Annotated in this window: 11 protein-coding genes; 8 read left to right on the top strand and 3 right to left on the bottom strand. The window is 44.5% G+C overall.

Annotation, left to right across the window (positions count from 1 at the left end):
• Window positions 1-84: 84 nt before the first annotated feature.
• Window positions 85-549, bottom strand: a complete 465-nt coding sequence (locus tag ACQQ6X_RS00970) for a MarR family winged helix-turn-helix transcriptional regulator (RefSeq protein WP_013369372.1) — start codon at window positions 547-549, stop codon at window positions 85-87.
• Between the two features lie 287 nt (window positions 550-836).
• Between ACQQ6X_RS00970 and ACQQ6X_RS00975 the strand changes: the two genes are divergently transcribed.
• Together ACQQ6X_RS00975 and ACQQ6X_RS00980 are read left to right on the top strand one after the other, a co-directional pair.
• Entirely contained in the window at window positions 837-1,256 is a 420-nt protein-coding gene (locus tag ACQQ6X_RS00975; protein ID WP_305167675.1) for a hypothetical protein, read from the top strand.
• A 398-nt stretch (window positions 1,257-1,654) separates the two neighbouring features.
• Window positions 1,655-2,995, top strand: a complete 1,341-nt coding sequence (locus ACQQ6X_RS00980; protein WP_305167677.1) for an amino acid permease — start codon at window positions 1,655-1,657, stop codon at window positions 2,993-2,995.
• 19 nt (window positions 2,996-3,014) lie between these two features.
• On the opposite strand, the gene ACQQ6X_RS00985 is transcribed toward ACQQ6X_RS00980, so the two are convergent.
• Window positions 3,015-3,647, bottom strand: a complete 633-nt coding sequence (locus ACQQ6X_RS00985; RefSeq protein ID WP_305167738.1) for a LysE family transporter — start codon at window positions 3,645-3,647, stop codon at window positions 3,015-3,017.
• A 287-nt stretch (window positions 3,648-3,934) separates the two neighbouring features.
• Between ACQQ6X_RS00985 and ACQQ6X_RS00990 the strand changes: the two genes are divergently transcribed.
• From ACQQ6X_RS00990 to ACQQ6X_RS01015, 6 genes are all read left to right on the top strand, one after another.
• Window positions 3,935-4,903: an SIS domain-containing protein gene (locus tag ACQQ6X_RS00990; protein ID WP_305167678.1), complete on the top strand. Its 969-nt coding sequence runs from the start codon at window positions 3,935-3,937 to the stop codon at window positions 4,901-4,903.
• A gap of 28 nt (window positions 4,904-4,931) precedes the next feature.
• Window positions 4,932-5,744: a fructoselysine 6-kinase gene (locus ACQQ6X_RS00995; RefSeq protein ID WP_305167679.1), complete on the top strand. Its 813-nt coding sequence runs from the start codon at window positions 4,932-4,934 to the stop codon at window positions 5,742-5,744.
• Between the two features lie 95 nt (window positions 5,745-5,839).
• Window positions 5,840-6,553: a GntR family transcriptional regulator gene (locus ACQQ6X_RS01000; RefSeq protein ID WP_305167681.1), complete on the top strand. Its 714-nt coding sequence runs from the start codon at window positions 5,840-5,842 to the stop codon at window positions 6,551-6,553.
• Window positions 6,554-6,691: 138 nt separating this feature from the next.
• Window positions 6,692-8,275 carry an amidohydrolase gene (locus ACQQ6X_RS01005; RefSeq protein WP_305167683.1) on the top strand — a complete coding sequence of 528 codons (1,584 nt, stop codon included), beginning with the start codon at window positions 6,692-6,694 and terminating at the stop codon, window positions 8,273-8,275.
• Window positions 8,276-8,277: 2 nt separating this feature from the next.
• Complete coding sequence (locus ACQQ6X_RS01010; protein WP_305167685.1) at window positions 8,278-9,708, top strand: YfcC family protein; 1,431 nt, start codon at window positions 8,278-8,280, stop codon at window positions 9,706-9,708.
• A gap of 165 nt (window positions 9,709-9,873) precedes the next feature.
• Entirely contained in the window at window positions 9,874-11,544 is a 1,671-nt protein-coding gene (locus tag ACQQ6X_RS01015; protein WP_305167686.1) for a ribonuclease J, read from the top strand.
• 170 nt (window positions 11,545-11,714) lie between these two features.
• Here the strand turns inward: ACQQ6X_RS01015 and ACQQ6X_RS01020 are convergent, their stop codons facing one another.
• Window positions 11,715-12,974 (bottom strand): NAD(P)/FAD-dependent oxidoreductase, encoded by a 1,260-nt coding sequence (locus tag ACQQ6X_RS01020; RefSeq protein ID WP_305167687.1) that lies wholly within the window; start codon window positions 12,972-12,974, stop codon window positions 11,715-11,717.
• Between the last annotated feature and the right edge of the window lie 60 nt (window positions 12,975-13,034).

Genomic DNA, 13,034 nt, shown 5'->3' on the forward strand with positions numbered 1-13,034 from the left:
TCTGTGTAAATCTAAATTTTCGTTTAGCACAGCTATAGGATTGTTCTTTTATTCACAATTGAATTTGCTAAAAAGCTATTCATTCTATTTGTGATAAGGTGATAGATTATCAGCGCTGCGGCCCAATTTTTTGAGCAAGCCAATCAGTTGATCTCTTTCGGTTTCGCTGATTCCGCTAAAGGCACGTTCAATCTGACGTGTATAGTCTGGATAAATTTCGTCCATGACGCGTTGTCCTTCGTCCGTCAACTCTGCATATATAATCCGACGATCCTGGTCGCATGGGTGACGGTGCAAATAACCGCGGCTCTCCAGCTTGTCGATCACATAAGTAACATTTCCGCTTTGCAGAAGCAGCTTGGCTCCAATTTGTTGAATTGGCTGTGCTCCCTTGTGATATAAAACTTCCATTACGGCAAAGGCCGTTGGGTTGAAGCCCACCGTTTTGATGCCAGCAACCGCATGTTCGTTTACACTTTTGAATGACTTGGCAAACACGCTATACAGATGCATGGATTGCTGTGTCACCAATGTTCGGTAATCTATCATCTTCATTCCGCCTTTATGTATGGATTTGGGCATCCTTTGACCGCTCGGTTCGGATGACCGGGCAACCATACCCTTATTACTAGCATAAAGGGATTTACGAAGGGAAAACATGCGATTTGTCACAGTAGCTGCGTTTTTAACTATTTAATTTCAAAGCTTTAAGGTAAATTTTTCAAAAAATAAAAGTTTTGAATGTAAAAATACCGTTCCAGTTGGTTATATTAAAAAATAACATACCTAATGAACCCAAATAACAAAGTAAGATAAATTCAGAGGAGATGAAGCACATGGATACGGGTTCTTTCCGGTTTCAATTTCGTGATCCGCAGCAAGCCGCACAAGCCTGTGAAACATTAAAGGAGATTGGTTATGCTGCCAGCACGAACGGTGATACAGGTCTCAGTGTTCACGTCGAGAACCAGGATGTGCTGTCTGCATTAGAGATCTGCCAAGCTTATGAAGGAAGTATCATTGAGACGGGAGTTGTTACTTATCGTCCAGGTAATCAAAATAATGGTGTGCCAAATCCAGGCTATAGCCCGGAGGATTGGATTATTCCAGCGCACATCATCAATGAAGACTGGAGCGAGGCGTATAAAAGCGGCTCTTCTCAAACGTTTACTAACACAACACAAGAACACAACGTCAGCTCTGATCAACAACCGGAAGACGAAGTGGACGGTTTTTCGGGTAGCGTCCATACCTGAATAATGCTGTCTTCCCTGGCTGCCACTTTGGAACAAAAAGGGTTCCTTCAAAACCATGACTGATGGTTTGAAGGGCCCTTTTTGCATATGAGCAGCAGCTGAAAAGGATTTTGTAAAAACTTAGGTTGTTCTTGGATCGTGCATAATCAAATTCAAATGGACATTCAAAATGCAGACAAGGCACTTTCTTTGCCCAAAAAGTGAAATATTAAAGCTACCGGAACAAAATTAACGATGTAGTTTCAAAGAAATCCTCAAAAGAAGCACCAACAAACTTGAGCGAGTTTGCTGGTGCTTTTTTATTACATTGAATGAACATTCACATGAAATATAGAGAAGAAGGCAATCATAAAGCAACAAGAAAAAGGTCTAAAATTCAGGATAGGGTGATTTTCTGCATGGGCAAGTCTTCAGCGGGCAAACAAAAAGATCAAAAACTAAAATGGTGGCAACTAAGCTTGTTAGGAGTTGCGGGTACCATCGGTACAGGGTATTTCCTTGGGTCCAGTTTAGCGATTTCCATTGGTGGCCCAGCGGTGCTAATTGGTTATTTCTTGGCAGCAGTCGGAACGTATGTGGTGTTTGACGCCCTTTCGCGTATGACTGCTGACCACCCAGAGGAGGGCTCTTTCCGTTCCTATGCCCAAAATGCCTTTGGCAATTGGGCAGGCTTCGGCAGTGGCTGGGTGTATTGGTTTTCGGAATTGCTTATTAATGGGAGCCAACTAACCGCCTTGTCTATATTTGCACGTTTTTGGTTTCCTCAGGTGCCCATGTGGATTTTTGCGGCAGGCTTCGGGCTCTTAGGGCTTGTGATTGTTTTTTTTGGCAATAAGGGTTTTGATCGGGTGGAAAATGTGCTCGCCATCATTAAAATAGCTGCTCTAGTGATGTTTTTGGTCCTAGCGGTTGCGCTTTTGGGAGGCTGGATCGAAGGAGGAAAATATGAACCGAAATTTCCCCTCAGCTACAAAGACTTTTTTCCAACCGGTGGCATAGGATTATGGTCATCTTTTATTTTTGCTTTTTATGCATATGGAGGTATTGAAGTGCTCGGAATTATGTCTAACCGACTTCAAAACCCGGAGGAAGCACCCAAAGCAGGAAAGGTCATGCTGATTACGCTGGCTGCAGTGTATGTGCTTTCGATTGGGCTGGCTGTGTCTATGGTACCATTAAGTGCCTTTAATCCGAAGGAAAGTCCCTTTGTACTTGCGCTTAGTAGCGATCATCTGGCCTTTGTGCCTCATTTATTTAACGGAGTCCTTATTATTGCAGGATTCTCCACGATGACAGCATCGCTATATGCTGAGACTTCGATGATGATTACGCTGGCCCAAGAAGGAGATGCGCCCACACTTTTTTCGCGGAAGTGGAAGGACAAATATCCGCTGTATGCACTCAGTCTGATTTCTGTTGGATTAATCTCAGCAATTGTATTATCGGTGCTATTACCAGGAAAGGTATATGAATATATCACCACAGCTGCGGGCTTGATGCTGCTATATAACTGGTGCTTTATTTTGCTGTCTTCAGGCAAGTTACTGGAATCAAGCACATCGAGCAATATTAAACGCTGGATTGGATTATTGCTGATCGCTTTGGCTGTGGTCGGGGCCTTTTTTCATAAGCTTAGCCGCCCAGGGGTTTACATTAGCTTACTGTTGGTTTTGCTCATTGCAATATGTGACCTCATTGTACAATGGGTCCGCCGAAAGAAGACCAAGAAGTCTCGGTAACTTTGTCAGGAGCCCAGCATTAGCGTAAAAAAAGCAATTGAAATGCATGTGCACCAAAATAGAAGCCAAAGCCTATAAGGGATAACCCCGACATCCAAGAGATAGTTCTAAGCAGTCCAGGTTTGAGAAATCTACGGAAAACACTTGAAGCGGCTGCCATCGTCACATCCCAGACCAATACGCCTAATATAATTGCACCGCTGTAGACCAATAGCTGTTGGACTGGATATGTACTAGCGACATTAGCCAGTATGGACCCATAAATGCCAAGCCAGAAAAGGATGGAGAGAGGATTAAATAGCGACATCAGGAAGCCTGCTACAAAGGAGTTGGCCAGGGTGTTCCCGTTTCCCCTTAATTCCGATTCTGAAATGACACCTGCATTTTTGATGCTTTCAAGGCCCGTATATACAAGCACAAAAAAACCAAATAACCATAAAAAAGCTTTGACAAACGGGGAATTAAGAAGGTGGATCATTCCCAAATAGACAAGCATCATATAGATAATGTCTGCTGTGATTGCACCTAGCCCAATAAACCAGGCATGCCAAAATCCATTCTTAATACCTCGATCCAACTGTGCGGCATTGATGGGTCCAATGGGAGCGGAAAGTGACAGACCCAGAAAAATATACCCGAGAAATGTATTAATGGTGCTTTCCTCCTTGATTGTTTATGGGATGTTATGTATTTGTCTAATATAGTTTATTCGGACAAACCTCTGTGTAAGACCATATTTTTTGTGCGTATAGGGTAAGCTTAGCCTCGTTATGTGTATTGACCCAATGAATGAAACCAATCCGAAAAGGAGCTTTAATCCTTAATACAAAAGGATTAGAGCTTTTTTTATTAAGGGGCTTGACACTTTTGTTGAAAGCGCTTATATTCATCTTGTAAACAATACGTTATATAACGTTATATAAAAGGAGAGATAAACACATGAATGTACAACAGACGATTCAGACGATTTATGAACAAGCGAATGGGAAAATTTCGGAGGTTTATTTGGTAGCCTGCGGGGGCTCACTAGTTGATATGTATCCTTCAAAATATTTTCTGGATAGTGAAGCAAAGAAACTGGTAGCAGGGATGTATACAGCGAATGAGTTTGTACATGCGTTGCCCAAGCGATTGGGGGCACAATCCGTGGTCATCGTTTGTTCCCATGGTGGAAATACTCCAGAATCGGTCGCAGCTGCTAAATCTGCCAAAGAGAAAGGCGCTTATACTATCGGCTTAACCCACAATAGTGAAGCGAACCTGCTCAACTATTCGGATTATTCCTTCCTTTACGAGTGGGGTGAAGAGAGCGATGTTAAGAACAACCCGATGGCCATTATTTTAGAACTTACGGTTGAATTGCTTCAAATCGCTGAGGGTTATGTACATTACCCAGCCTTCCAGAACGGATTGGGGGCAATCAACGGAATTATTAACCGGGCCAAAGTTCAAGTTGAACCGCGTGCCCGTGCATTTGCTGACAGATACCGCAATGAAGAACTCTTTTATATCCTGACCAGCGGAGCGTCTTATGGACATGCTTATGGCTTTGCCATCTGCTCGCTGATGGAAATGCAATGGCTTCACGCAGCTTCTATTCATTCCGGTGAATTCTTCCATGGACCGTTTGAAGTTACGGATAAGGAAACTCCGTTTATTCTAATGGTCAACGAAGGACGCACACGGGCGCTGGATGAGCGAGCACAGACATTCCTGAATCAGTATGCTGAGAAAGTGGAAGTCATTGATGCGAAGGAGCTTGGCATTGGAACGATTGCAGACGAAGTGGTAGAGTTTTTTAACCCAGTTTTATTTTACAGCATTGTATGTGTGTATCGTGAAGCACTCGCGAAAGTACGCAATCACCCATTGGAAACTCGCCGTTATATGGGCAAAGTAGCTTACTAAGCGCACCTACCAACAGGAGGAAACCATCATGAAGGTTCTAGGCATTGGCGATAATGTGGTAGATAAATATGTTCATCTGCGCCTGATGTACCCTGGTGGCAATGCACTTAATTTCAGTGTGTTTGCCAAAAAAGCGGGAGTGGATGCAGCCTTTATAGGTGTGTTCGGGGACGATCACGAAGCGCGGCATGTAGAACACACCCTGCGTGAGCTTGACGTCGACATTTCACGGTGTAGATACCACAGCGGTGAGAACGGCTGTGCACGGGTAACCCTCGAAGACGGAGACAGAGTATTTCTGGGCAGTAATGAGGGGGGAGTGACACGTCTCCATCCATTGGAACTGAGCGAAGAGGACAAAGACTATCTTGGCGGATTCGACCTTATTCATACAGGCTTGTACAGTCATACAGGCCACTTGCTGCCCGAGTTGGAGGCGCTGGGCATCCCAGTTTCTTTTGATTTTTCAGATGATTTTACAGATTCACAGGTAGAACGATTTATCAAGCATGCCGATTTCGCTTTTTTCTCTTGCAGCCATATGACGGATGAAGAGACACAGAATTATATTCACTCCAAGCGAATAAAAGAGGGACAAATTCTGGTCGCCACACGTGGCGGTGACCGATCCATCGCCTATGATGGTGCGAAGTTCTATTTTCAAATGCCTGATTCCGTTGAGGCTGTGGATACTATGGGGGCAGGCGACTCTTATATAACTGCATTTTTATTGAGCTTTTTGGAAAAAGGGAACATTCAGGCTGCTATGGCAGAAGGCTCAAGGCTTGCCGCCCAGAGCTGCCTGGTAGAAGGCTCCTTCGGTTACGGCGTTCATTATTGAGGATCCTTTACGAATATCTTCACTTGTAAGAATATGTAACCTTTGATACTCTAAGTGAGAGTGATATAACGTTATATGACAAGTGAGGGTACATTATGTTGAATTCAGACCAAGCTGAGCCATTATATATTCAATTACAAAAAGCGGTCAAAACCGCTATTCATAATGGAACATTTACGCAAGGAAGCCGTATACCGACCGAAACAGAGTTAAGCGAGATGTATAATGTTAGTCGGATTACCGTAAGGAAAGCAATTGCCGAATTGGTTCATGAAGGTTATCTGACCAAACGTCAGGGAAAAGGCACCTTTGTCAATATACCCAAAATTGGACGGAAGATTGAGCATGTGATCAGCTTTACGGCGGCATGCAAATCCAATGGACTCTCTTCACACAGTGAGGTTACAAAACGTGAAATCATAGCAGCAGATGAGGAAATTGCACATCAATTGGAGTTGTCGCAAGGAGAAAAAGTGCTATATATCCAGCGTAAAAGATACGCAGATGATCGCCCCCTAATGCTGGAGAACAATTATTATCCTTATGAACGGTTTGCCTTTCTAATGAACGAGCAATTGGAGGGGTCCGTATACGAACTGCTGCGGCAAAAATACAGCATTGATCCTAACCAGCCGGGAGAGACGATATTACAAATTGCTTTGGCAGATGAATATCAGGCCAAGCAGCTGGAGACGGCGATCGGGCAGGCACTGTTTTACATGCATACTATTATTTATGACCAGCATGGAAGCCCGGTTCATGTGGGAAAGCAGTATATCATCGGAGACCGCTACCAATTTTCCATATAATTCACTACCTGTTGTGCAAGGTAGTTCAGGTACGTGTGGCTTCTGCTTCCATCCAAAATGAGGAGAAGCAGAAGCTTTGATATAACGTTATATTACATCATGTGGTGTTAGATGAATCAATCATGAGGTGATGATACTGTGCAAGGGGAAAAAGGTACATTTGCAGACAAAGTTTTACTCTCCAGAGCTATTTTTAATGGCTTGGACAACGAAGCTTCGCCCGGGTTTGTTGCAGTGCGAGGAGAACGTATTGCAGCAGTGGGGCGTCCGGAAGAGGCGCAAGCCTGGATAGGAACGGAAACGGTTGTTTATGATCTGGGCGATGCCTTTATCATGCCGGGAATTCATGACAACCATGTATTTTTCACTGGATACATGTCAATGCATCGGGGCGTGGATCTTACGCATACAGGCTCAAGTGAAGAAGCAGTGAAACTACTGCTGCAAGAGGCAAGCAACCTTCCGCCAGGAAAAGATGTAACCGCTTACGGTTGGAGTGAGGAAAGATGGGGGAAGCTGCCTGAGCAAAGCCTGTTGGATGGATTATTTCCCGACCGGGCGGTAATCGCTATCAACCACAATAAAAGCTACTGCTGGATGAACCGATTGGCAGAGGAGAAATATCAATTTTCACCGGATCAATGCAGCGCTGAAGCACGCGCTTTACTGCTCCAAGCTATGATGCAGGACCACAGCCTTGTTCAACAAGAGTTTATGGAGTTTTGCCGCCTGTTGGCTGCGCGAGGAGTTACTTCTATAAAAGATATCGGTTTTGACCGGCATAGCGAGCTGCTTCCGATTCTAGAAGAATTGAAAGCAGCAGGTCAATTGCCACTCCGATTTCATTTCTCGCTGGAACCCGTTGTTGAACCGTTTAATATAGGCATTGGTATCAAGTATAAAGCACTTTATAATGGAGACCTTATACGTTTTCAAGGCTACAAGCTGATGCTTGACGGCGTTGTAGCAGATCATACAGGGGATATGCTGGAGCCTTACGCAGATATGCCTGGAGTCAAGAATTTGAAGACAGTAAATTATGAAAAGATTGAAGCCTCTGTTCTGGAAGCGGACAGCCAGGGGATCAAATGCTGCCTCACTGCAGAAGGCGATGCTGCAATTCGTCAAGCAGTATCCATGATTGAAAAATGCCGCGTGCAGCAAGGCAATCACCTTATCAGACATTCGATCAGTGATCTGGAATATCCACATCCGGATGACCTGATCAGAATGGGAGAAAACGAAATTTTTGCCGAGATCTATGCCCAGATTCTACTGCTGAATCCCTCTTACGAAGAGGCTTATATGTCTACTGTGGCAGGCAAAGAGAATGAAAAGCGTTTTTATAATTATAAATCTATGCTGGAAGCTAACGTGCCGATAACTATAGGTACTGATTTGCCTTTATTTATCACCAGTGTCCCTGATTCGCTGTATGCAGCCTCTCACCGCTTATTCCCGGATGGCTCGCCTGCTGGAGGCTGGTATCCAGATCAAGGGATGCCGCCATCTGAAGTTTTAAAGGCATGGACCATTAATGGAGCCAAACATTGTTATATGGAAGAGGTTACAGGTACGCTGGAGGCTGGAAAATATGCTGATATCGCCGTTTTTGATCGCGACCTCCTTAATGCATCCGCTGGCGACATCAGGGGTGCCCAAGTAATATTGACCATTATGGGAGGAACGGTTACGTATAACCATTCTTGGAATGAGGGATAAACATGAACATCAAGAATAAGAAATGGAAATTATCCTTGCCCCATAGTTATACCTTGATATTTTTGATTATTATTACAGTCGCCGCGTTGACATGGATTGTACCTAGCGGTCAATTTGAGCGCCATGAAGTGACAGTAAACGGTGTGACCAAAACGGCAATCGTTTCAGGAACCTATCACTCTGTACCCAAAACAGGGGAGAACGGTGATTTAAGACAGGGAATCCCGCAAATCCTCAGCGCTCCGATCGAGGGGATTATCAATGCTGCCGATGTTGTCTCTTTTGTACTTATTGTAGGCGGCTCCTTCGGTATTATTTTGCAGACGGGAGCTATTGATCGTGCGCTGACAGCACTGGCCAGGCGGTTGAAGAATAAGGGGATTTTGCTCATTCCCATTGCTATGGTTATCTTCAGTCTCGGAGGTTCTACCTTTGGGATGAGTGAAGAAATTATTCCACTTTATGCGATTTTTATTCCGTTAATGTTTGCCTTGGGTTTTGATTCTATGACAGCTATTCTGATTTTATTTCTGGGAACACAAATTGGCTACGTTGGTTCGACTGTGAATCCCTTTTCCGTGTTGATTGCCCAAGGAATAGCAGGGGTAGAGGGGAATCCTCAGCTTTGGCTGAGATTTATCGAATGGCTTGTGTTTACGATGATATCTATTGCTTTTACGATGTGGTATGCGCACCGGGTGAAACGAAATCCGGAGAAATCCATCGTATTTCAGAGTGACATTATAAACCGCGAGCAATTTATAAAGGAAAGCACAGGCGAGGACGTCGTCTTCACGTTACGAGACAAACTAATTATAGGTGGATTTATTGTAACGCTTGGAGCCATTGTTTGGGGAATTTTGGTCAAAGGCTGGTATATGACTGAGATCGGTGCTCTTTTCTTTGCCCTTGGTCTTTTTGTCGGGATTGTTACTAAAATGAGCCAGAAGGAAATAGCTGAGAATTTTGTAAAAGGATGTGGAGAATTTATCTACGCTGCGGTGATCATAGGCCTCGCCCGCGGAATTCTGATTATCGCAGAACAGGGGATGATTATTGATACCGTATTGAATGCACTTGCAAGTGTCCTGGAAGGATTGCCTAGTTATTTATTCACGACGATTATGTTGCTTGCGCATAATATCATCACTTTCCTAGTCCCTTCTTCTTCGGGAGAAGCTGCACTAACCATGCCTGTTCTCGCGCCGCTTGGCGAGCTTGTCGGCATTAATCGTGAAGCTGTAGTCACAGCGTACCAATTTGGTAATGGGTTGACCAATCTCATTTCACCAACAGGTGGAGTGCTGCTGGCCGGATTGGCTATTGCCCGGATCAGCTTTGGACAGTGGCTGAATGTAATCTTCAAACTATTCCCGATCCTATGGCTAATTGCTGCTATATTTGCTGCGATATCAGCTGCGGTGGGTATCTAACAATCAAGTAAGGGCCCCTGTCTGTTAGAGACAAGGGTTTCTTTTTGTGTACTATGAACCCTTTTATTTAGGAAAGACTATGCACTTCTTTTTCCAATATGATGCATAAGTTTACGTGGAAAATGAATAATATGGATAGCATTTTCCTAAGGAGGAAATAAACCGATGCTTGCTGATAACAGATTACTCATTGCTGCGCTAGGCGGCGTTAATGAAATTGGTAAAAACATGTATTTCATCCAATACGATCAGGATATTGTCGTCATTGATTGTGGCTCCAAGTTTCCTAATGAGAATTTGCCTGGTATTGACCTCATTGTACCGGATGTCACCTATCTGCTGGAGAATCAGGATAAAGTCAGAGCGCTCATTGTAACGCATGGCCATGAGGATCACATCGGAGGCATTCCTTATTTGCTAAAACAGATCAATATCCCCGTTTACGGCACAAAGCTCACTATCGAATTGATTAAGATTAAGCTAAAAGAACATAACCTTTTGCGTGATGCCAAGCTTCATCTTATAGATGCGGATTCAACGGTTCAGGCAGGCATGATTCAGGCGTCCTTTTTCACCACTGTACACAGCATCCCTGATTGCCTGGGCGTCTTTTTTCAGACACCCGAAGGAAATGTGGTTCATACTGGGGATTTTAAATTCGACATGTCTCCCGTCAGTGGACCTTTCCCTGATCTTCATCGCATGGCTGAGATTGGAAAACAAGGGGTTAAAGTGCTTCTTTCTGAAAGTACAAATGCCGAAAGACCAGGATTTACGCCTTCAGAACGTTTGGTTGGCGGGCATATTTTGGACGCTTTCGCCAGAGCCAAACAGCAAGTATTCATTTCTACATTTGCTTCCAATGTTAATCGTGTCCAACAGGTCATTGACGCGGCTGTCGAGACAGGCAGAAAACTGGTCTTACTGGGACGCAGCATGATCAATGTAGTGACTGTGGCTAAGGAGCTGGGTTTCTTGCATATGCCGGAAGACTTGTTGATTGAGGCTGGAGAAACGGAGCGCTATCCTGCAGAAAAAATTGCAGTTTTATGCACAGGAAGTCAGGGTGAACCGATGGCTGCACTATCCCGACTCGCCAATTCTTTGCATCCCAAAATCGAAATTTTGCCTGGTGATACTGTAATCATCGCAGCAGGGGCTATACCCGGGAATGAACGGAATCTTTCCCAGGTCATCGATAATCTGTACGTATTGGGCGCTAACGTTATTTATGGTTCAGGCAGCGCCACAGGGATGCACGTATCCGGTCATGGCAGCCAAGAAGAGTTGAAATTAATGATGACTCTGATGAAACCCCAGTATTTGATTCCTATACATGGTGAATTCAGAATGCTGCATCAGCATCGTCAACTAGCAGAGTCAGTCGGGATACCAATGGAAAACGTATTTATTGTCCGAAACGGTGACACGATTCAAATCGTAGAGGGAATGGCGTCTCTGGGTCCCAAAGTACCATCTGGAAATAGTTTGGTAGACGGGCTGGTAACCGGTGATGTGGGCAATATTGTATTGCGGGATCGTAAAAAACTGGCCTCAGACGGAATGCTAATTATTGTGATGACTTTGAGCAAAAACGAGAAGCAAATGCTTGCAACGCCAGAAGTCATATCCAGGGGCTTTGTATATGTTAAGGATTCCGAAGAGCTGATGAATCAGATTCGCGACACGATTATGACCACAGTGAACGAGCTAACAGCAATCGAAATGAGTCAGTGGGGCCTAATTAAGCAGATGTTAAAAGATAATGTGGGCCAGTTTATTTACAGCCAGACCAAGAGAAGACCTATGATTTTACCTATCATTATTGAAGTTTAGAAATAACGGTAAACGTCAAAACAAGATAGAGCTTGTTCAAAACGCGATTGCTCAAAAAAAGACTTAAATCAGTAATACAACTGATTTAAGTCTTTTTAATTTCCTTTTCCTATCTCCCCCAAAAAACGAGGATGCAGTGGTGGTATGCAGCAAAGCCTACGCGCAGCGTCTTAATGGTTTAAAGCCGCTTGCGTTCCTGCTGTATGTCCTGTCGTAAACGCCGCCGTAATATTATAGCCTCCAGTGTAGCCGTGAATATCCAGAATTTCACCGCAGAAAAACAAACCAGGCATCAGCTTGGACTCCATCGTTTTCGGATTAATTTCCTTCAAATTCACACCGCCCCCGGTAACAAAGGCTTCCTTGAGAGAGAGCGTACCATTCACACGAATGGGAAACGCCTTGATTCGATGGGCGAGCTCTTGCCATTGCTGCTTGGGAATATGATCATAGGTCAAATCTTCACGCAGTTCAGCTTGCTGAAGCAACAACGGAATCATGCGTTCCGGTAAATAAGGCTTTAGTACGTTTTTGATCGCCTTTTTAGCATCGATCGATGCCAGTTCCAGCGTCTCCCGGTAGACTTCATCAGCAAGTTTGTGAGGCTGTAAATCGAGAGTTAACAATACTGTGTTTACCTTATCCTTTTTCATTCCTTTGACGACAAACTGACTGCAACGCAAAGCAGTTGGTCCGGACAAACCAAAATGCGTGAAAATCATATCTCCTTCATGAACGACAACCTTCTTTTGTTTCGCATTCCATACGGTCAGGCTGATGTTTCGTAAGGAAAGTCCCTGCAGCTCTTTTGTCTGGATGAACGTCTCACCTGACGTTAGCGGGACCTCTGTGGGATATAGCTCCGTAATGGTATGTCCGGCTTGCTCTGCCCATGCATAGCCGTCACCTTCCGAGCCTGTATGCGGGACAGACTTGCCCCCGACAGCGACAATGACGTTACGGCTACGTAGCGTTTCGCCGGAACGCAGCCGCACACCAGCCGTATGACCTTCTTTGTAAATCACCTCTTGAACAGGGCAGCTTGTCCGAATCTCGACTCCTTGGGAGCGTACTTTATTAATCAAAGCATCAACTACCGTTTTGGCTTTGTCCGTTACTGGAAACATACGCCCATTGTCTTCTTCTTTTAAGGCTATCCCCAGTTGCTCAAAAAAAGCGATGATATCCCGATTGCTGAAAGCAGCCAGGGCACTATGGAGAAAACGGCCATTGCCGGGAATGTGACGTATGAGTTCGTCCAGTTCTTTTGCATTCGTGACATTGCAGCGACCTCCACCAGAGATCCCCAGCTTTCGTCCGAGTTTATTTCCCTTTTCCACTAATAGCACCTTGGCGCCCTCGCCGCTGGCAGCAGCCGCTGCCATTAAGCCGGCTGAGCCGCCTCCGATCACAATAACGTCGTAAGTCATGAACCTCTTCCTTTTCGTCGACAAATTTTCAAAAAATTCAGAATAGCGTAACAGATTTTC

It is taken from the genome of Paenibacillus ottowii (genome assembly GCF_050516475.1).
Taxonomy (GTDB): Bacteria; Bacillota; Bacilli; order Paenibacillales; family Paenibacillaceae; genus Paenibacillus; species Paenibacillus ottowii.